Here is a 20,059-nt window from a genome sequence, read left to right as displayed (position 1 = left end):
ACAGCCATTGGACGGTAGCACACCAATGGCTGTTTTTTGTACCCTTACCAACCAGTGGCTTCCTTCTCCGCACTTACTGGCTCTTTCTTCCGCAAACGGTGGCTCAAAACTCCGCTCTAGTGGCTCATTCTCTCCGCAATACTCACTAAGATTCATTCACTAATCTTTTTGAAAATTCTTGACCGAGCTTTCCTTTTAACAATATCCCTGTATTTTTAATCTAATCTCTTAAATGTCTACACTAAATCGAAAAGGGGGCAGATCCCAACCCAGGAAATGCGCCCCATTAATAATACTTAAAAAATTAACCTACCAAATGTGCAATAGCATGGACTTTCACCTTTTACTGAGCTATTTCTTTAAAATTCAAGTTAAATTGCCATATCACACCGAATTTGTCTGTAATCTGACCATAAAGTTTTGCCCAGAATGTCTCTTGAAGCTCTACTTCTACTGTTCCGCCTTCTTTTAGTTTTTCATATGCATCCCTTAGCTTGTCCTCATTAAAGGAATGATAAGCCATTGTAATATTGTTTCCAATCGTAAAAGGAGAACCAGGGAAATTATCCGAAAACATAACATTGCTTCCGTCAATATCTAAACGAGCATGCATAACTAAGTTCTTTGCTTCCTCTGGAAGAGGATAATCTGGATTTGGAGGGTTCTCACCAAAAGTCATAAAATGAGTTGGCTCTCCTTGAAATATTTCTGCGTAAAATTCTACAGCTTCTCGGCAATTTCCGTTAAATGTTAAATAAATATCAACAGCCATATTCCATCTCTCCTCTATAATTATCATTACTAAAATCGTTGCTTATCCATGATACCTTCTTGCATTCACAAAAATAGATTTACATTATTTTGCGTTTTCATCTGGTTGATGAATCCCAAAAATATTCCCCTCAGTATCATGGTAATAACCTTGCCACGCCATTCCAGGCAATGCATATTTGGGCAACGCTACGCTTCCCCCACCACTAAGGATTTTCGCTTCAATTGAATCATAGCTTTCCACTCCAATTGTACAAGCATATCCACTTACCGGTTGGTTGCTTTCTGGTCGAGGGCCTTGCCGTTGCATCAAAGCTCCATCAATTCCACGCTCATTCTCATCACCTGTCACGGCTCCACAATAAGGCATTCCGGCATACTCACTCCAGTCCTGAAAGGTCCATCCAAATATCTCCCCGTAAAACTGTTTCGCCCGTTCCATATCGTCAACATGAATCTCAAAGTGAACTACTTTCCCCATTTCTCTTCCTCCTCCATTTTTTTAATTGACTTTAATATTAAATTGACTCAATCGATGTTTTAATCTTTCTTCCATTCATAAGTTGGCTATCACCATTTGACATTCTACTTCTTTCCTTGGCGATACAATTCCAATGATTTATATCCCTGAGAGAGAGTATCAATCATCTGCGCGCTGCGTTTTTCACGTGTTTTCTGCTGCTTTGCCGAAAATATAAAGCGCGCCCAATCCCTTCGGTAACCCGGTGTTAGTTCCTGATAGAATGTTAATACATTCGGAAGATCTGCTAATAGTTTTTCAACGTCTTTTACATTGTCTTCGTAATCGGCCACACATTGACTGGCAGCTACTGATTTTCTCGCTTTCTTTTTTTCTCGCTTTAATCCAACGACTGTAAATACATCATCCATACTTACCATCCGAGAGAATTTCAAGTCACTATTTTCAACATAACCATCATCAGCTACTTTCATCGTTGGAAAAATCTCATCTCTGTGTACGAATGTTTCATATTTTTTGTTCCCTTTTTTCGGATAGGCAATAAATAGATATCCTTTTTCCAGCAAATGCTCCTCATTGATAATTTGCTTCGCATACATTACCATCTCCGCAACCGTTTCGACGAAGATAAAAATAGCATCATGCTCTTTTGATAAAGATGTCTTGTACCCATTAAATAAGTCATATTCAATAGGTTCGTTAAGAACTGCCATCTTGCTATACTTGTTCAGTTTTAATTTATCAAATATAGTCGTTTCTTCTTTCATGTTCGCCTCCTATATTACAAAGGAATACATTATCAGGAGTGCCAGACAAATAGTTTGCATATGTACTCGAGCCCGCAACCATTTTCTCATCACGCTACACATTTCCCTGAATATTCATTTTAATTAGATTAAGTATAACATTCATAAATGTAAGTTCCAATCTTACACAAAGGAATTAATTATTAAAAAAGAAATTACACAAATACTTTACATCGGGTATAATAGAATTTGCAAACTCAATAAAACTTGGGTTTTCAACACGTGGTTCGTAACCATCCCACGATAAAAAACTAAGGAGAAATAAATATGAACGTAAAAACACTTGCAATAAGCGGGATTATTGGAGCCCTTTATGTTGTGGTTTCGCTATTAATAGCCCCATTAGCATTTTTAAACATCCAATTCCGAATTCCTGAGATGTTTAATCATCTCGTTGTATTTAACAAGAAATATTTTTTCGGCATTGTACTAGGTGTCTTCATTGCGAATCTATTGCTATCCGACCTGGGGCCAATCGACCTCGTTTTCGGAGTAGGTCATTCAATCCTAGCATTATCGATCACAATATTTTCTGCTAAATTCATTAGTGGCATCGGAAAGCGAATGGTTTTTAATACACTTGTTTTCTCGTTTACAATGTTTATCATTGCATTTGAGTTAAACCTAGTTTTAGGATTCCCTTTCTTTCTAACTTGGTTAACAGTTGCTGTAGGTGAATTCGTTGTCATGATGATTGGTATACCGGTCATGATCGCCTTGAATAAACGTATAGACTTTAAAAATCTGATTTAAGAGGAGTCATGCTATGTATCGTACGATTCCAGAAATCTCCGAGTACCTTAGTATGCCTGTTGCTCAAGTGCAAAAGTATGTCATCGAAGGGCGCATTCGCTCTGTCCATGACGGAACGCAGTTTCTTGTTAACCAAGATCAGTTTAACCTTTACTTTAAACAGCTTGAACTCGTTAAGCATCAAATTGACGAGTGGCGAAATGAACCACTCCCAATTGACCGTAATATTAAGGATGAAGATTGAAAAAAGACTGGACATACATTATGTTCAGTCTTTTTTTGATTTTAGTTTTACATTCTATAATAAAGGGGTATATTAATTCCAAATAGATTAACAACTTCTGCAACCAGTAGATTCGTTTGACTTAAGAAAAACTTATACGTATACTTGAAAATTATGTATTTCTTAAGGATTCATGCATACGAACACCTCATGACACCTTGCAAAAGTATAGTATATTGTTTCACCAAATTTAAGTAGGGGGAAGTATGAAAAAAATATCAAATGTCTTTTATATCACAATTGGTCTAATTATTTTAGCAGTTGGATATGGAGCTATAGCACCTGAAAGTTTTGAAGCCGCAACAACTACAATTAAAATCTTTGTTGCATCTTCATTTGGATGGTATTATATGGCTCTTATGTCGATCATGCTTGTTCTCAGCGTCTTTTTCATCATCAGTCCATATGGAAAAATTCGCTTAGGAAAAGATACAGATCGACCTCAATTTTCAACCGTCACTTGGATTGCAATGCTGTTTTCAGCTGGAATGGGTATTGGGCTTGTGTTCTACGGAGCAGCTGAACCACTTTCTCATTTCGCAATCAATCCTGCTACAGAAGAACCAAATACAAATGCCGCTTTCAAAGAAGCAATGCGTGAGTCGTTCTTCCATTGGGGACTCCATGTATGGGCTATGTATGGCGTGATCGCAATGGCTCTTGCATTCTTCCAGTTCCGTAAAGGAGAACCAGGTTTAATTTCAGCAACTTTGAAACCTCTTTTTGGCGACAAAATGACTGGACCTTGGGGCACTTTAGTTGATGTACTTGCGGTATTTGCAACTTCTTTTGGAGTTGCCACAACTCTCGGCTTCGGAGCCGTTCAGATTAACGCAGGTCTTAATTACTTGTTCGGCGTTGAAATTGGTATAACCTCCCAGTTTTTCATCATCGCCGCTGTAACCGTATTATTCTTAATATCCGCGTGGTCGGGATTAAGTAAAGGAATTAAATACTTATCCAACACGAACTTGATACTCGCACTTATTCTTCTTGGATTCGTTGTTGTATTGGGTCCTACTTTGTTAATATTCAACATCTTTACAGATACTCTTGGCAGTTACTTATCAAACATTGTTCAAATGAGTTTACGTACTGCACCTCTCAATTCAACGGATAGGGAATGGCTGGATGGCTGGACGATTTTTTACTGGGCTTGGTGGGTTTCATGGGCTCCGTTTGTCAGCATGTTCATCGCCCGTGTTTCAAAAGGGAGAACAATTCGTGAATTTATGATTGGTGTACTTGTTGCACCTACTCTTCTTGGTGCATTTTGGTTTTCAGCATTTGGGTCAACGGCAATTGACATTCAAAAAAATGGAATCGTTGATCTTACGACTTCCTCAACAGAATTAACAATCTTTGAGATGTTTAAAACTATGCCTTTAGGTTTTGTTATATCAATTTTCGCTATTTTGCTAATCTCTTCTTTCTTTATTACTTCTGCAGATTCAGCAACTTTCGTTCTTGGTATGCAGTCAACGAATGGGTCGTTAACTCCACCTAATAGTGTGAAGCTCATTTGGGGAGTTATTCAATCTACAATTGCTTTAATCTTACTCTCTGTGAACGGACTCACGGCATTACAAAATACAATCATTATAGCTGCACTGCCGTTCTCGTTTATTATGCTTCTCATTATTGTCTCATTATTAAAGGCATTAAAAGCAGAAGCCAAAGCTATGAAATTAAAAAGATAAACAAACAATTGAACACAAAAGAGCCGCCAAAGAATATTTTCTTTGACGGCTCTTTTTCGTTTGAATATTTATTATACGTTAACTGGAACTGCTTTCTCAATCGCTTGTGTAAGATCTGCAATGATATCTTCCGTTGCTTCAAGACCAACTGAAAGACGAATTAAGTCTTCTGTAACTCCAGACTTTTCAAGATCTTCTGCACTCAATTGTTGGTGTGTTGTAGAAGCTGGATGAATAATAAGTGATTTTGCATCGCCAACGTTTGCAACGTGGGACCAAATCTTCACATTATCAATCACTTTACGACCTTCTTCACGTCCACCTTTAATTCCAAAGTTCACAATTGAACCAAAACCATTTTTCAAATATTTCTTTCCTAATTCGTAAGATGCATGTTCTTCAAGACCATTGTACGTAACCCACTCAACAGATGGATGATCTTTTAGGAATTTAACAACTTCAAGAGCATTGTCATTGTGCTTCGGTATGCGTAAGTGAAGTGTTTCAAGTCCTTGCAAGAAGTTAAATGCGCTGTCCGGATTTAAACATGGTCCGAAATCACGTAATAATTGCACTCGAAGTTTCGTAGCAAACGCTGCGCCTGCTGTATCAATCCCGTAACGTAGACCGTGATAAGTTGTATCAGGCTCTGTAAAACCAGGGAACCTTCCTTGCGTCCAGTCAAATGTTCCTGCGTCTACTGCAATTCCACCGATTGTAGTACCATGCCCACCAATCCACTTTGTAGCCGAGTGAATAACAACGTCTGCACCAAATTCGATTGGATTTGAACCGTATGGTGACGGGAACGTGTTATCGATTAGAAGTGGAAGTCCATTTTCATGTGCAACTTTTGCTACAGCTTCAATATCTAACACATTTAGACTTGGGTTGCCCACTGTTTCAGCAAAAAATCCTTTTGTTTTGTCTGTAATTGCTGCACGGAAGTTTTCTGGGTCTGTTGAATCTACGAACTTCACATTAATGCCATACTTTGGAAGAGTGACAGCGAATAAGTTAAATGTACCACCGTATAAATTCTCGGCTGCTACGATTTCATCGCCAGCACCCGCAATATTCAAAATGGAAAAAGCAATTGCAGCCATTCCAGAAGATAATGCAACTGCTGCTGATCCACCTTCTAGTAAAGCAACGCGTTGTTCAAATACATCTACAGTCGGATTCGTGATTCTAGAATAAATATTGCCTGCTTTCTGTAGTGCGAAAACGCCTTGCGCATGCTCTGTATCAGGAAACACAAAAGATGTCGTTCTATGAATTGGAACTGCGCGTGATCCTGTTACTGGATCCGGCACTTGGCCACCATGTAAAAGTTGAGTTTCAGGTTGTAAGTTTGTCATTTTATATTACCTCCAAGTTTTTTTTGATGGAAACGCGGTGATGTAGGAGGCTTTATTTTCTTTTAGCGGTAATTAACTATTCGCTAAAAGAAAATAAAAATAACCCCCTTCGCTTAAGAAGAGGGTTATGCTTTCGCTTATTCCTCCCCTTATCTTTCAGACCGTTCGCACGAGTCTGTAGGAAGTAGCACCTTTGCAAGTTGGTCGTTTGCTGGTTGCTGGGCATCGCAGGGCCTATTCCCTCCGCCGCTCTTGATAAGAGTGTGAACTATTCAGTTTTCCATCTTGTTACACAGTATAATACCGAACTGAATACAAAGTCAAGCCCTTTGTTGAAATATTTATATTATTCATTTTCCTTGAACACTTTTTTAAGAACAGCAACAATAAAATCAAAGTCTTCATCCGTGCAGGATAGCGGTGGGCTTAATGCAACAATATTATTAAAGCCGGCAACTGTATCTCCGTTTCTTCCCACGATTAGCCCGTTTGCTTTACAATCACCCATAATTTTAGCAACTCGCTCATTTGTAGCAGGTTCTCTTGTGTCTTTATTTTCTACCAGCTCGATTCCTAATAGGAACCCGAGTCCACGAATTTCTCCTACATACGGATGATCATTTAAAGGTTCCAACTCTTTTAGAAGCCTTTCCCCAAGTTCAGTAGAACGCTCAAAAAGGTTTTCCCTTTCCATAATTTCAATATTCTTTAGTGCTACTGCGCAAGCAGCTGGATTTCCACCAAATGTATTCACATGGCGGAAATGACTATTTTCTTCGCCCGTATCAAATTTCTCGTAGATGTCTTTTCGAACCGCTGTTACAGACAAAGGTAAATAAGCGCTCGTCAATCCCTTTGCCATCGTAACGATATCTGGCTTGAGGTTATAATGCTGATGAGCAAATGCTTTACCCGTTCGCCCGAAACCACAGATTACCTCATCTACAATTAGTAAAACACCATGACGTTTACAAATCTCTTGTACTTTTTCGAGATAAATTGGATGAGGGATTAAAATACCTCCACCTGTTATGATAGGCTCTAAAATAATCCCAGCGATTGTTTCTTTTTGCTCCCAAATAATCTTCTCTTCAAATTCTTGTGCTCGCTGAATATTGTATTCTTCTATTGATTGACCAGCAGGTTTTCGGTAATTATCTGGTGGAGCAACATGTAAGAAACCAGGTGCAAGCGGTTCGTATTTATATTTCCTCAGCGCTTGACCAGTTGCTGCCAAAGCTCCCATAGAACTACCGTGATACGCACGATAACGGGAAATGAATTTATAACGGGAAGATTCTCCGTTTTGCTGATGGTATTGACGAACCAACTTAAACGCTACTTCATTCGCGTCCGAACCACTGTTTGAATAGATTATTTTATAATCATCACCAAGCATCTCACTCAACTTTTGAGCTAACTCAATCGCTGGTCCATGACTTTGTATCATCGATGCATATGGAAGTTTCTTCATCTGCTCATAGGCAGCTAATGCTAATTCTTCCCTACCATATCCAACGTTTACAGCCCATAATCCAGACATGCCATCCAAATAACGATTTCCTTTGTGATCTGTAATCCATGCGCCTTCTCCACTCTCGATAATCATCGGGCGCTTCGTTTCATCATAGGAAGAAATGTGATGCCATACATTCGCACGGTCCTTCTCAGCAATTTCATCAACTTGATTATTCAAAACTGTCATGTGTAGTACTCCCCTTCTCTTTTAAAATAATTAGCCCCTAAAAACAATTCACTCGATTAACTTTTTGTCCATTAATAAAGAAAAAAAGTTGGCAACGCTTACTCCCCAAATCTTCCGAAATTTCAATCCGTTATGTTACGTTCTTCTTAGTTGACTCTATTAAAATCTAACTTCATACTATTACTTTACAGACTATTCATTTAGTTGTCATTTGACATAGTGTCAAATGATTGGATGATTATTTCAACACTTAGGAGGCATATCACATAATGAACGATATTAAATTAGACGTTCAAGCTGTTTTAACTCGTGATTCATTCAAAACTGCAAAACTAGTAGCCGGATTCAACGGCATAGACAGAACCGTAAAGTGGTCTCACATTTTAGAAACCAATGAATTTAATTCGCTTATAAACGGTGGCGAGTTAATTTTAACAACAGGAGTTGGATTGCAACACGATCTCTCATCTCAATTAGAGTATGTGAAAAACCTCATCGAAAAGGGCGTTGCTTGCCTGTGTATAGAAATAGGTACGTTCGTGAAAAAAATATCGCCTGAAGTTATTGAGTTGGCCAACCAACAAAAATTTCCAATCATTATCTTTGAAGAAATCGTAAAATTCGTTGATATTACTCAGGATCTGCATTCATTTATCATTAATCAACATCATGAAATGCTATCCCAATTAGACAAACTCTCCAGGAAGTTTATCGATCTTTCTCTCTCGCATAATGGCATTTTAAAAATTCTTCAAGAGTTGCATGAACATTTTGGAAGTAATGTATTTTTTATTAGTGAAAGTAAAAAACCTTACTACTACCCGACAGAAATAAAGCAGATAGAAATTCCTTTGCGCGCATACATTCAGAACGAGCTTCCAGAAAATGCTGAACAGAAAATATTTCCATTAGGTGAGGATCTATTTGCACTTATGCCAGTTCGAGTGCTAGGACAAATATGGGGATATTTGTGTTTACAAACCAAACATCCGGTTGCAAATGAATTTTTGTTTTTAATTTTGGATCGGGCAGCGCTTGCAATCGCTCAAATTTTACTTCGAAATCAAACCATAGAAGAGCGCAAACAAAACTTGGAAGATAAATTTGTTCGAACGATCGTTAGCGGTAGAGAATATGAACAAGATGACTTGCACTCATACTTACCTCCTCCTAGCCGCAATATGCACTTCAGAATGTTTATCATTCAATTAAACTCTCAAGAGTTCAATTTTAGCGAAGAAGAGTGGGACGAAGTTAAACTTCAACGTTCTATGATAGTTCGCTCACTTTTTAAGCAACAAGGATTTTTTCCAACTGTTTCTGCAAGAAGAAACGAAATTGTTGTTATTGCTTCATTCATTGCTGCTGATTACCTGAAAAAAGATCATAGTAGGTTTTTGCAAATCCAACAAACCGTTCTTCAAATGAAAGCTTCTAATTTCATTCAAGGAAGTTCTTGTAAATTCGGTATCAGTATGGTGTACACGAACGTTTCTGACATACCCAGAAGTTATGATGAGGCTCGTAAAGTACTAGAACTACATGACTCAGGAATACTGCAAAGTGACTTCTATGAAAAAGCTGGCATTTACAGACTCCTACTTCCATTAAAAGAAGCCAATCTGCTTGAAATTTATTGCAAATCCTACTTAGATGAAGTTTTTGAATATGACCGAAAAATGGGCGCAAATCTCTTTGAAACACTTAGTGTACTTCTTGAATGCAGTGGCTCTAAAAAAGAAACTTCCGACCGTTTATTTATCGTAAGACAAACACTCTATCACCGAATCGACCGTCTTGAATCGATTCTTGGTAAAGACTTTATGGAACCTGCAAACCGGATTGCTCTTGAAGTAGCCATCCATGCGCATCAACTAATAACTTTCTCCGATTAAATAGTTAGCGACATAACCAATTACATTTAACTGTAATTAATTATGCCGCTTTTCTTAATTTGAACGAGGATCCATAATATCCCTAATCGCATTACTTAACATGTAAAATCCTAATACCATAAATGTAATTGCAATCCCCGGTGCGTATGTATACCAAGGCGCACTCGTTAAGTACGCTTGAGAGTCTCTCAGCATACGTCCCCAGCTCGGATCAGGTGGTTGAACACCTAAACCTAAGTAACTCAGACTCGCTTCCGCTAACATTGCAATCGCAAAGCTGACAGATCCTGCAACGATGAGTGGTGAAGAAACGTTCGGAAGTATATGTCTAAACATAATACTAAACGGCTTCACACCTACTAGTTTCGCAGAAAGAACATATTCCATTTCTTTGTGTTGCACAAATCCGCTTCGAGCAACCCTTGAAATCCCAGGAATTGCAATGATGCCGAGAGCAATTGACGTATTCACCATTCCTGGTCCGAATACCGCTACAAGCATTAACGCTAAAATAATACCTGGGAATGCCATTAATGCATCCATCAACCTCATAAAAACTTCATCAATCCATCCGCCGACATATCCAGCAATACCACCAATGAGGGTTCCAAAGACGAGTCCAATGCTAACGGTTACTCCACCAACAAAGAACGCAGTCTGAGCCCCCTTCATGATTCTACTAAATATATCTCGGCCAAATTCGTCTGTCCCAAACCAATGCACAGCACTTGGGGCATTTAATTTATTCGCGATGCTCATTCCATTCACGTCATGCGGTGTATAGAAAAAACTAACAAGCATTAATAATAGAAAAGACGAAACGATTAGGAGGCCCAGAATTAAATTAATATTTTTGCCATGCTTCATTAATGATTTCATGTTGACCTCCTTATGACATACGTATTCGGGGATCGAGAACCGAATATAAAATGTCTACCAAAAAGTTTATAAATACGACTACGATTGTAATGTACATAACGATTCCTTGAACGAGTGGAAAATCACGGTAACTAATTGAAGTGATCAATAACTTTCCTAGTCCAGGAAGTCCAAATACTTGTTCTACAATAATTGTTCCTGCGACAACTTCAGCAGCTATTAGTCCGAATATCGTTAGTATTGGAATCATAGAATTTCGAAGCACATGCTTATAAATTACTAAATTATCTTTAATTCCTTTACTCCGAAGTGTTCGAACATAGTCAAGTCTGAACTGCTCTAGAATTGCATTCCTTACATAGCGAAACTTAACCGCAATTTGAGGGATAGCAATCGTCAAAGCTGGTAATATTAAGGATCCCATTGCTCCTGAGATACTTTTCGACCACGGTGTATACCCACTTACAGAAAGAAAACTAAAGTTCATCCCAACATAGAGAATTAATAGCATACCTAACCAAAATGAAGGGATTGCCATCCCTACTTGCGTAGCAGTTGATAAGACAACATCACTTAGCTTATCTTGTCTTCTAGCAACAAATATCCCAAGTGGAATGGCAACGATAACTACAATTGAAAGCGAGATAACCGCTAATGAAATCGTAACCGGAAGCCGATCTATTATTAATTCGGATACTGGTTTTGAAAAGCGAATTGATTGACCTAAATCACCCGTAAGTAATCCACCCATCCAGTCAAAATATTGAATATGAAGGGGTTGGTCTAACCCAAGTTGGGCTTTTAATGTTTCGACTTGTGCTTCGTCGGCATCCGGTCCCAACATTATGCGAATTGGGTCTCCAGGTAGTACTTGGAATACCGCAAATGTAATTAGAGACACCAATGCTATCGTAACAACAAACAATAAAATTCTTCGAATGATATAAGCCATGTTTTCGGTTCCTTTCTACTTAGTAAATCTCACTTCCGACATATCGTGGAACCAGAATGGATATGCCTTTTGACCTTCTAAGTCTTTATTTAGTGCCCAAATAATTTGGTAATCTGCAATGTAAACTGCTGCTGAATCTTCAGCTAGAATTTCTTGTGCGCGTTGGTACAATTTAATTTGCTCATCTACATTTGTTTCTAATAGTACGTCTGTCATTACTTGGTCGAATTCTTCATTTTTGAACTGATGGAAGTTTTCCGTTTCGTTTGTTGACATATAATCGTTTAGGATTTCATATGCCGATGGTCTTCCAGTTATATCGATCGTAGACATATCATAATCTCTTCCACGGTAGATTCTCTCTAACCAAATACCCCATTCAATTACTTCAATTTCAACATCAATACCAATGTCTTTTAGGTTCTCAACAGTTACTTGCGCGATATCCGCATACATCGAGTTGTGAGATGATACTGACATCGTCGTTTTAAATCCATCTGGATATCCCGCTTCTGCTAGTAATCCTTTTGCTTTTTCAATGTCTCTGTCATACATATTCTCTAGACCAGGCTTGTGATACTCACCCATTGCAGGGCTCATATTAGAACCTATACGCGTTGCATATCCTGAATAGACAGAATCGATGATGTCTTGTTTGTTTACAGCAATATTAATTGCCTGACGCACTTTTACATCATTAAATGGTTCTCTTTGATTGTTAAATAGAATTACTAATGAAGAGTTGTTGTCTTGTTGATTGATCGTAAAATCGCCTTCTACTTCAGGAATTCTATGTGCTTGGATACCTGTTAAATCTACTTCTTTTCCTTGAAGAGCCATAAGTGCACCTTGGTCATCCGATTGGAATACAAATGTCACTTTGTCTAAATAAGGTAACCCTTCTTTCCAGTATTCCGTGTGCTTCTCCATTACTAAATCTGCACTTGGGCTGTAACTAACAAACTTAAATGGCCCCGTTCCGATCGGGTGATTGTTATGTTCGCTGTCATTAGACGCCGGAATAATTGCTGATTGTAAAGGTGTTAATGAATATAAAAAGTTTGAGTTCGGTTCTGTAAGTTTAAATACAACTGTGTTCGCCTCTGGAGACTCAACCGATTCAACTTTGTCAAATATAGATGATAGTGGCTCACCACTTGTCGTTCCCATTAGACGGTCAAATGTATAAAGAACATCTTCAACAGTAACCAATTCACCATTGTGGAATTTCACATCGTCTTTAATCGTAAACGTATACGTTAGACCATCATCCGACAATACATATTCTTTAGCGATTGCAGGCTCTAGCGTTCCATCTGTTTGTGGAGCAAATAAACCATCAAACATATTTAAAATCATTTGGAACGAAATCGTTGCTGTTGCTTTATGTGGGTCGATGAAATCAGGATCATCATTCATTCGAACTCTAATTTCTTGTGCTACATCCTCTTCGCCTTTTTCAACTTCAGTGTCGCCATCCGTCGTTCCACCACTCGTACCTTCTTCTTTCTTATCACTCGAGCACGCGCCAAGCATTAAAGCAGAAACAATCAACATTGCGAAAAACATAAACCATACTTTTGTATTCTTCATAGTAAATTTCCCCCTTTTTTCTCTTTTCATTTTTGAAGACTCGTGAAGCTTGGAATTCCATCAATTTCATCTGCTGATTTCACTGCTGCCAATATTGCTTCTTCCATGACCTGTGCGGCTAAATTGCCAATTAAGTCAACTGGGAACGTATCTCCACCAGTTCCAACAGCAAATACAACGTCCCCGTCCAGCATCGTATGGACAGGATAAATTGTTCGCGCTAAACCATTTTGTGCAATTTGAGCAACTTTTTTGGCTTCAGCTTTCGTTAACTTGGCATTAACTGCCACAATCCCAATCGTCGTATTCGATCCGGGTAACACACTTTTCATCAAATCATCTTGCAAACATAGAAGGCTATCCATCAATTCGCCAGTTTCAGGATGAATAGGACCAGCCAATATCTTTCTGTTTGAAGGGTCTCTAACGTCACCAACCGCGTTTACAGCAACTAGTGCGCCGACAACTAGTCCATTTTTCAATTGCACAGACGCGCTACCCAGACCACCTTTCATACAGTTTTCAGGGCCAGCCAATTTACCAACGGTTGCACCACATCCAGCACCTTTATTTCCAAATGGAAAAGGTCCTGTTGTTGCCTTTTGAGCGGCTTCATACCCCATCGCTTTATCTGGCCGAACGTTAGGATTCCCAACGGCAAGATCGAATAACACGGCTCCTGGAACAATAGGCACTCTAGCGACACCAACATCCAAACCGATTCCATTTTCTTCAAGATACTGCATGACGCCTGATGCGGCATCTAAACCGTATGCACTTCCACCAGACAAACAGATAGCATGTACTTCGTCTACCCTATTAATTGGATCTAGTAGCTCTGTTTCCCTTGTTCCTGGTGCTGATCCCCTAACATCAACGCCGCACACTGCACCTTCTTCAGTAAGCAGAATCGTGCAGCCTGTTAATGCATCTAAATTCTCAACGCTTCCAACTTTAATGCCTGGAACGTCCGTAATGTTTCCAAAACTCATGGACAAACCTCCTGTACGAAATTTAGATATTTCTCAACCTTCTTCGGTATATAGATGGCAGGCGACAAATTGTTCATTCTCTTGTTCTAGTAACTTAGGTCGCTCAACCTTACATCTATCAAACGCATGGGGACATCTTGTGTGAAACACACAGCCAGATGGTGGGTTAACCGGGCTAGGCGGTTCACCTTTTAATTGAATGATTTCTCGTTTACTTCCAAACTCAGCAACCGGAATCGCCGATAACAAAGCTTGTGTATAAGGATGCAATGGCTTTTCATAAATACCTTTTTTGGGGCCGATTTCAACAATTCCACCTAAGTACATTACACCAACACGATCGCTAATATGTTTCACAACACTTAAGTCGTGGGAGATGAATAAATACGTTAAGTTAAACTCGTCTTGCAAATCCATCATTAAATTTAAAACTTGCGATTGTACAGATACATCGAGCGCAGAAACTGGCTCATCCGCAATAATAAACTTAGGATTCATGGCCAACGCTCTAGCGATTCCGATTCGTTGACGTTGTCCACCCGAAAACTCATGCGGGTACTTCTTCAAGGATTCTTTATTCAAACCAACTTTTTCAATTAAATCAAGCACCTTTTTAGGACGGTCGGCTTTGTTTGATATCCCTCTCACATTAAGAGGTTCAATAACTAATTGCTCTACTGTCATCCTTGGGTTTAACGAAGAAAACGGATCTTGAAAGACCATTTGCATGTCTTTACGAATATCATTTAGCTCTCTCGCGTTTAACTTTTCAAGACTCGTTCCTTGAAAGACAACTTCGCCTTCTGTCGGATTAATTAGGTGAAGGATTGTCCGACCTAACGTGGACTTACCTGAACCTGATTCACCAACAATACCAAGGGTTTCTCCTTCGTAAACATGAAAACTTACGTCATCCACCGCTTTTACTTCTCCAGCTTTCCCTTTGAATGAAGTCTTTTTTAACGGAAAGTACTTTTTTAGATTGCTAACTTCAAGAATCTTCTCTTTTTCACTCATACTTTTCGTTCTCCCTCCCCATAAAGATGACATCGGACTTTATGGAGTTCATTAATTTCCATTAGGGGAGGATTTACTTCACTGCATATATCCATTACATGCTCGCATCGATCTGCAAATCTACACCCTTTTGGGAATAAGTGTGCAGGAGGGACCGTGCCCGGGATTGAATCCAACCTATCCAACTCTACGTCTAAACTAGGTATTGTTTTTAACAATGCCGTTGTGTATGGGTGCTTTGTATCCAAAAACAAATCCTTTGTAGGTGCTTCTTCAACAATTTGTCCACCATACATAACGAGTACACGTTCAGCGGCTTCAGCAACTACCCCTAAATCATGTGTGATTAGTAAAATAGATGAACCAAACTTCTTTTTCATCTCAATCATTAAGTTTAAAATTTGAGATTGAACCGTCACATCTAGTGCCGTCGTTGGTTCGTCTGCAATGAGTAGCTTAGGGTTGCAAGACATTGCAATCGCAATCATGACTCTTTGTCGCATACCACCAGACAATTGGTGAGGGTACTCTTTAATGATTTTCTCCGCTCTGGAAAAGCCAACTACCTTGAGTAAATCAATTGCCGTTTCATATGCTTCTTTTTTCGGAAGTTTTTGATGCTCCCTTAAAGATTCCACAATTTGACTACCTATCGTAAATACCGGATCTAAAGAAGTCATTGGTTCTTGGAATATCATCCCTATTTCTTTCCCTCGAACCTTTCGCATTTCACTTTCAGATAAAGTAAGCAAGTCTTTTCCTTCAAGTTTGATTGAGCCTGCTACAATTTCGCCGGGAGGCATAGGTATCAACCTCATTATTGACAATGAAGTTATACTCTTCCCACTTCCAGACTCCCCTACCAGTGCGACGGTTTCACCTTTTTTTATCGAAAAACTTACATCATCGACTGCCTTGGCAACTTTATCTTTACCAATATTAAAATATGTTTTTAACCCATTTACTTCTAGTAAAGTATCATTCTCATTTTCAATAGAAGGTTTTGCGCTCTTCTGTGGGCTTTGCATAAACTCACCTCTTCTCTAATCAAATACAAGTCAAATACCGAATTTCACAGCGATGTTTTTAATTTGTGTGTAATTTCTTAATGCGACAAATCCTTTTTCACGGCCAATACCACTTTTCTTATGACCGCCAAATGGCATTTGAATGCCGCCTGCTGCTCCGTAATTATTAATGAATACTTGACCGCATTTTAATTTGGAAGCTACGTAATGAGCTACATCGATATTTTGCGACCATACACCCGCCACTAAGCCAAAATCCGTTCCATTTGCAAGCTGAATCGCTTCTTCAACATCTTTAAAAGTGAATACGCTTAACACAGGACCGAAGATTTCTTCTTGTGCTAATGAACATGTATGGTCAAGCCCATCAATAAGGGTCGGTTCGATGTAGTAACCACCTTCAGAACCTTCAATTGTTACTGAGTTTCCACCAGCAAGGATTGTACCCATCTTTTTTCCTTCTTCAATATGCGCCATAATTTGATTGAATTGTCTTTCATTTAAAATTGGACCGATGTCTTTGTCTTCGCTTCCAGGACCAATTGTTAGCTCGTTAAATTTAGCTTTTAGTTTGCCAACAAATTCATCTTTATAAGATTCCTCTACAAGCAGCCTAGATCCAGCTGAACACGTTTGACCAGCGTTCTGAATAATTGCTTTAACAACACTATCCAATGCTTTTTCTTCATTGGCATCTGCAAAAACGATATTCGGCGACTTACCGCCCAGTTCAAGCGTAACCGGTACAACGTTTTCTGCTGCAGCTTTCATGACGGATATACCTGTGTTCACAGATCCGGTAAATGTTATGTGCGAGATGTCTGGATGTGATGCAAGCGGTCCACCAACATCAGCACCTAAACCTGTTACATGCTGAAAAATCCCTTTTGGTAAGCTACTTGCTGCAAACCATTCCGCTATTGCATGTGCCGTCATCGGTGTGTCTTCAGCGCTCTTAACTACAACCGCATTGCCAGTCGCAATAGCTGCCGCTACACTTCTAGAAATGATTTGAAGCGGATAGTTCCATGGAATAATATGAGCCGTTACACCGACAGGTTCTAATACAGTTACGTTGAGTAATCCGTCTTCGATTGGGATTGAATCACCCATTACCTTATCCGCTGCACCGCCGTAAAACTCAAAGTACCTAGCTGCAGATTCAACATCGCCGCGCGCTTGTGAGATTGGTTTTCCAACATCTTGACTTTCCCATTCACTCCACTGATCGATATTTGCTCGGATGTAAGCTGCAAACTCAACTAAGAGTTGTCCTCGTTCATAAGGTTTCACCTTGCTCCACGCGTCGCTTTCAAAAGCCACTTGTGCAGCAGCAACTGCATTATCAACATGTTGTTTAGTTCCTTTTACAATTTCAGCAATTTGTTCTCCATTAGAGGGATTGTAAACTGGCAACCACTCGTTCGTGTCGTCGCCAATCCACTCTCCATTTATTAACATCGGAATTCGTTTCATTTTATACTTCACTGCCTTTCATAAATAGAACGTTTAGATTCCTCTTCCACCATCAACATGTAATGTAGCGCCAGTTACCATCTTCGCGCCATCTGATAATAAGTAGGCGACTGAATAAGCGATATCTTCTGGTTTGATTAATTCGCCAAGAGGAACACTTTGTCTAAACACTTCTTCTTTCATTTTTGCAACGTCCGCATTTTCACCCGCGAACTGCCCCAACATATTCGTATCTGCAGGTCCAGGATGGATGGTATTTACTCGAATACCGTCTGCCGCTAACTCAATCGCCAGCGCCCTCGAGAAGCTTTCTGCAGCACCTTTTGAAGCGATATAAGCTTGAAGACCTGGTCTTGGTCGAACTGCAGAAACAGAAGCAATCGTCACGATGGAACCTTGACGATGCGGCTTCATGTATTTCACGATTTCTTTGCATGTTATGAATAAACTCGTTGCGTTAATATCAACCAGTTTATGCCACTGCACAAGTGATACGTCTTCAATTGGAGTCGCTGATTGAGCAATTCCTAAAGCATTCACCAATCCATCTATTTTACCGTGTTTGCTATTCACTTCTTCAAAAATCTCCGCCACTTTTTGCTCATCCAATACGCTTGCTGCTTTCGCAATAAAGTTCGGGTGTGTAATTTCTTCCAAAGATGCTATTGATAAATCGATTCCTGCCACAACAGCACCTTGGCTAAGCAACTTATTAACGATTGCTTTCCCCATTCCGCCGCCTGCACCTGTTACTACGATTACTTTATTTGTTAACTCCATCTATAGTGCACTCCATTTCTTACGCTCAGTATTGGTTTTTAATTTTCTCTATGATTGCTTGTCCCATTTCACTTGTCGTTGACGTTCCGCCGATATCCGGAGTTTTCACTTTACCTTCAGCAAGTACTTCTTCAATCGCTGTAACGATTTTAGCTCCAAGATCTTCTCTTCCTAAATGATCCAACATCAATGCTGCTGACCATATTTGTGCGATTGGATTCGCCATTCCTTTACCTGCAATATCTGGCGCTGAACCGTGTACAGGTTCAAACATGGATGGGAATTCTTTTTCCGGGTTAATGTTTGCTGATGGAGAAAGTCCAAGTCCACCCACAATTCCAGAACCAAGATCCGATAAGATATCCCCAAACAGGTTCGATGCAACGACAACTTCAAAGGACTGAGGACGTTGTACAAAGTAAGCAACTAGTGCGTCAATGTAGTACGACTCAAGTTCCAAGTCTGCATACTCATCTGTAACAACACGTGTTACTTGCTCATCCCATAGCTTCAATGCATGGATAACCGCATTCGATTTCGTTGCACTCGTTATTTTCTTTTTACCGTTATTTACGGCATACTCACAAGCTGCTCTTGTAATTCGTTCAACGCCGGCACGCGTCATAATTGTATTTTGAACCGCCAATTCAGATTCCTGGCCTTCAAACATACGTCCACCACTGTTTGAGTATTCACCTTCAGCATTTTCACGGTAAATAACAAAATCGATATCTTCACCGTTCGCGAGTGGTGACTGAATTCCAGGTAGTGATTTAACCGGTCTAAAGTTCACATATTGTTGGAACTGCTTACGGATTGGCATGATCAGTTCCCAAATCGTTACTTCATCAGGAACACGTGCATCTCCAATTGCTCCAAATAAAATCGAGTCGAATTTCTTCAATGTTTCCATGCCATCTTCAGGCATGATTTCACCATGTTCTAAATAATATTCTGAACTCCACGGAAACTTCTCCAAATGTAATTTAAAGTCTTGCTCGTTTTCCTGCAATACGTTTAATACCTGAAGAGCCTCTTCCATTACTTCAATTCCAATTCCATCTCCTGCTATTACTGCTACCTTTAGTTCCGTCATTCCAATCTCCCCTTCAATCAAATCCTAAGCAATGAATGCTTTTTTATATTTTAACTTATGTTTCGGCAACTTCTTTACTTGCTAGATATACGTTGCAAATAAACTACTTTCTACATTTTATTCACAATCGCTTCTAAACAAACCTCTTCTATTTCGAAACTCTTACAACTCCTCTAATTCTAACACTACTTTAACGATATTTTCACGATTCGCCCAATATTTAGAATTTTATATCCTAATTCTAATAAATTAGCACTTTCAATCAATTAGACAAAGTGTGAGGAGTTCCCATTTAAATATAGACATATTGTCTACCCGTGAATTTTAGGCGTCAGAAAAGAGTTTCAACAATGAAGTTGCCTACCTAAATCTACCTTAATTCAAGCATACTTGTAAGGTAAACCAAATTAATAAGTATTCAAAATTCAATTTCCCTAATTAATATACCAACATATTTCGTCAAAATATGATATACTAGAAAGTAGACAACC

The 20,059-nt window shown here is 39.2% G+C and carries 18 protein-coding genes and 2 riboswitches; of the genes, 4 read left to right on the top strand and 14 right to left on the bottom strand.

Annotated elements, in window-relative coordinates:
- Window positions 1–343: 343 nt before the first annotated feature.
- From ACXYMX_RS13750 to ACXYMX_RS13740, 3 genes are all read right to left on the bottom strand, one after another.
- The gene (locus ACXYMX_RS13750; protein WP_459044820.1) at window positions 344–772 is read right to left on the bottom strand and encodes a VOC family protein; all 429 of its coding nucleotides are present in this window, start codon (window positions 770–772) and stop codon (window positions 344–346) included.
- Window positions 773–856: 84 nt separating this feature from the next.
- Window positions 857–1,252 carry a VOC family protein gene (locus ACXYMX_RS13745; RefSeq protein WP_459044819.1) on the bottom strand — a complete coding sequence of 132 codons (396 nt, stop codon included), beginning with the start codon at window positions 1,250–1,252 and terminating at the stop codon, window positions 857–859.
- 104 nt (window positions 1,253–1,356) lie between these two features.
- Window positions 1,357–2,019 (bottom strand): YdeI/OmpD-associated family protein, encoded by a 663-nt coding sequence (locus ACXYMX_RS13740; protein WP_459044818.1) that lies wholly within the window; start codon window positions 2,017–2,019, stop codon window positions 1,357–1,359.
- A 255-nt stretch (window positions 2,020–2,274) separates the two neighbouring features.
- Window positions 2,275–2,319, top strand: a riboswitch (PreQ1 riboswitch).
- Between the two features lie 6 nt (window positions 2,320–2,325).
- On the opposite strand from ACXYMX_RS13740, the gene ACXYMX_RS13735 reads away from it, so the two are divergent.
- The 3 genes from ACXYMX_RS13735 (at window position 2,326) to ACXYMX_RS13725 (ending at window position 4,794) form a co-directional block, all read left to right on the top strand.
- Window positions 2,326–2,811 (top strand): QueT transporter family protein, encoded by a 486-nt coding sequence (locus tag ACXYMX_RS13735; RefSeq protein WP_459044817.1) that lies wholly within the window; start codon window positions 2,326–2,328, stop codon window positions 2,809–2,811.
- A gap of 13 nt (window positions 2,812–2,824) precedes the next feature.
- Window positions 2,825–3,055, top strand: a complete 231-nt coding sequence (locus ACXYMX_RS13730; RefSeq protein WP_459044816.1) for an excisionase family DNA-binding protein — start codon at window positions 2,825–2,827, stop codon at window positions 3,053–3,055.
- Between the two features lie 245 nt (window positions 3,056–3,300).
- Entirely contained in the window at window positions 3,301–4,794 is a 1,494-nt protein-coding gene (locus ACXYMX_RS13725) for a BCCT family transporter (protein WP_459044815.1), read from the top strand.
- Between the two features lie 71 nt (window positions 4,795–4,865).
- Here ACXYMX_RS13725 and ACXYMX_RS13720 read toward each other — a convergent pair whose 3' ends face one another.
- Both ACXYMX_RS13720 and ACXYMX_RS13715 read right to left on the bottom strand, forming a co-directional pair.
- Entirely contained in the window at window positions 4,866–6,155 is a 1,290-nt protein-coding gene (locus ACXYMX_RS13720) for an O-acetylhomoserine aminocarboxypropyltransferase/cysteine synthase family protein (RefSeq protein WP_459044814.1), read from the bottom strand.
- A 146-nt stretch (window positions 6,156–6,301) separates the two neighbouring features.
- Window positions 6,302–6,417: riboswitch (SAM riboswitch) on the bottom strand.
- 84 nt (window positions 6,418–6,501) lie between these two features.
- On the bottom strand, window positions 6,502–7,860 hold the full coding sequence (locus ACXYMX_RS13715; RefSeq protein WP_459044813.1) for an aminotransferase: 1,359 nt from the start codon (window positions 7,858–7,860) through the stop codon (window positions 6,502–6,504).
- A 269-nt stretch (window positions 7,861–8,129) separates the two neighbouring features.
- On the opposite strand from ACXYMX_RS13715, the gene ACXYMX_RS13710 reads away from it, so the two are divergent.
- Window positions 8,130–9,755 (top strand): PucR family transcriptional regulator, encoded by a 1,626-nt coding sequence (locus ACXYMX_RS13710; protein ID WP_459044812.1) that lies wholly within the window; start codon window positions 8,130–8,132, stop codon window positions 9,753–9,755.
- Window positions 9,756–9,809: 54 nt separating this feature from the next.
- On the opposite strand, the gene ACXYMX_RS13705 is transcribed toward ACXYMX_RS13710, so the two are convergent.
- From ACXYMX_RS13705 to ACXYMX_RS13665, 9 genes are read right to left on the bottom strand one after another with little or no spacing between them, the layout of a single operon-like run.
- Complete coding sequence (locus tag ACXYMX_RS13705; protein WP_459044811.1) at window positions 9,810–10,634, bottom strand: ABC transporter permease; 825 nt, start codon at window positions 10,632–10,634, stop codon at window positions 9,810–9,812.
- A 10-nt stretch (window positions 10,635–10,644) separates the two neighbouring features.
- A complete protein-coding gene (locus ACXYMX_RS13700; RefSeq protein ID WP_459044810.1) occupies window positions 10,645–11,586 on the bottom strand; it encodes an ABC transporter permease in 942 nt (313 codons plus the stop codon).
- 15 nt (window positions 11,587–11,601) lie between these two features.
- The gene (locus tag ACXYMX_RS13695; RefSeq protein ID WP_459044809.1) at window positions 11,602–13,179 is read right to left on the bottom strand and encodes an ABC transporter substrate-binding protein; all 1,578 of its coding nucleotides are present in this window, start codon (window positions 13,177–13,179) and stop codon (window positions 11,602–11,604) included.
- A gap of 26 nt (window positions 13,180–13,205) precedes the next feature.
- Window positions 13,206–14,171 (bottom strand): P1 family peptidase, encoded by a 966-nt coding sequence (locus ACXYMX_RS13690; protein WP_459044808.1) that lies wholly within the window; start codon window positions 14,169–14,171, stop codon window positions 13,206–13,208.
- 33 nt (window positions 14,172–14,204) lie between these two features.
- Window positions 14,205–15,188, bottom strand: a complete 984-nt coding sequence (locus ACXYMX_RS13685; protein ID WP_459044807.1) for an ABC transporter ATP-binding protein — start codon at window positions 15,186–15,188, stop codon at window positions 14,205–14,207.
- On the bottom strand, window positions 15,185–16,216 hold the full coding sequence (locus ACXYMX_RS13680) for an ABC transporter ATP-binding protein (RefSeq protein WP_459044806.1): 1,032 nt from the start codon (window positions 16,214–16,216) through the stop codon (window positions 15,185–15,187). Before ACXYMX_RS13680 ends, ACXYMX_RS13685 begins: the two co-directional genes overlap by 4 nt.
- A 30-nt stretch (window positions 16,217–16,246) precedes the next feature.
- Complete coding sequence (locus tag ACXYMX_RS13675) at window positions 16,247–17,692, bottom strand: aldehyde dehydrogenase family protein (protein WP_459044805.1); 1,446 nt, start codon at window positions 17,690–17,692, stop codon at window positions 16,247–16,249.
- Between the two features lie 33 nt (window positions 17,693–17,725).
- A complete protein-coding gene (locus tag ACXYMX_RS13670) occupies window positions 17,726–18,472 on the bottom strand; it encodes an SDR family NAD(P)-dependent oxidoreductase (protein ID WP_459044804.1) in 747 nt (248 codons plus the stop codon).
- A 25-nt stretch (window positions 18,473–18,497) separates the two neighbouring features.
- Complete coding sequence (locus ACXYMX_RS13665) at window positions 18,498–19,568, bottom strand: tartrate dehydrogenase (protein WP_459044803.1); 1,071 nt, start codon at window positions 19,566–19,568, stop codon at window positions 18,498–18,500.
- Between the last annotated feature and the right edge of the window lie 491 nt (window positions 19,569–20,059).

The organism is Sporosarcina sp. CAU 1771 (genome assembly GCF_054482775.1).
Note: the sequence above shows the minus strand (reverse complement) of the source record. Positions and strands in the feature narration are given on the sequence as shown.

Excerpts from the sequence above, each read along its gene's own strand:
- ACXYMX_RS13685 (WP_459044807.1), bottom strand. The coding sequence starts at position 15,188 with ATGAGTGAAAAAGAGAAGATTCTTGAAGTTAGCAATCTAAAAAAGTAC.
- ACXYMX_RS13700 (WP_459044810.1), bottom strand. The coding sequence starts at position 11,586 with ATGGCTTATATCATTCGAAGAATTTTATTGTTTGTTGTTACGATAGCA.
- ACXYMX_RS13680 (WP_459044806.1), bottom strand. The coding sequence starts at position 16,216 with ATGCAAAGCCCACAGAAGAGCGCAAAACCTTCTATTGAAAATGAGAAT.
- ACXYMX_RS13710 (WP_459044812.1), top strand. The coding sequence starts at position 8,130 with ATGAACGATATTAAATTAGACGTTCAAGCTGTTTTAACTCGTGATTCA.
- ACXYMX_RS13665 (WP_459044803.1), bottom strand. The coding sequence starts at position 19,568 with ATGACGGAACTAAAGGTAGCAGTAATAGCAGGAGATGGAATTGGAATT.
- ACXYMX_RS13670 (WP_459044804.1), bottom strand. The coding sequence starts at position 18,472 with ATGGAGTTAACAAATAAAGTAATCGTAGTAACAGGTGCAGGCGGCGGA.
- ACXYMX_RS13720 (WP_459044814.1), bottom strand. The coding sequence starts at position 6,155 with ATGACAAACTTACAACCTGAAACTCAACTTTTACATGGTGGCCAAGTG.
- ACXYMX_RS13735 (WP_459044817.1), top strand. The coding sequence starts at position 2,326 with ATGAACGTAAAAACACTTGCAATAAGCGGGATTATTGGAGCCCTTTAT.
- ACXYMX_RS13695 (WP_459044809.1), bottom strand. The coding sequence starts at position 13,179 with ATGAAGAATACAAAAGTATGGTTTATGTTTTTCGCAATGTTGATTGTT.
- ACXYMX_RS13745 (WP_459044819.1), bottom strand. The coding sequence starts at position 1,252 with ATGGGGAAAGTAGTTCACTTTGAGATTCATGTTGACGATATGGAACGG.
- ACXYMX_RS13715 (WP_459044813.1), bottom strand. The coding sequence starts at position 7,860 with ATGACAGTTTTGAATAATCAAGTTGATGAAATTGCTGAGAAGGACCGT.
- ACXYMX_RS13725 (WP_459044815.1), top strand. The coding sequence starts at position 3,301 with ATGAAAAAAATATCAAATGTCTTTTATATCACAATTGGTCTAATTATT.
- ACXYMX_RS13750 (WP_459044820.1), bottom strand. The coding sequence starts at position 772 with ATGGCTGTTGATATTTATTTAACATTTAACGGAAATTGCCGAGAAGCT.
- ACXYMX_RS13705 (WP_459044811.1), bottom strand. The coding sequence starts at position 10,634 with ATGAAATCATTAATGAAGCATGGCAAAAATATTAATTTAATTCTGGGC.
- ACXYMX_RS13730 (WP_459044816.1), top strand. The coding sequence starts at position 2,825 with ATGTATCGTACGATTCCAGAAATCTCCGAGTACCTTAGTATGCCTGTT.
- ACXYMX_RS13740 (WP_459044818.1), bottom strand. The coding sequence starts at position 2,019 with ATGAAAGAAGAAACGACTATATTTGATAAATTAAAACTGAACAAGTAT.
- ACXYMX_RS13690 (WP_459044808.1), bottom strand. The coding sequence starts at position 14,171 with ATGAGTTTTGGAAACATTACGGACGTTCCAGGCATTAAAGTTGGAAGC.
- ACXYMX_RS13675 (WP_459044805.1), bottom strand. The coding sequence starts at position 17,692 with ATGAAACGAATTCCGATGTTAATAAATGGAGAGTGGATTGGCGACGAC.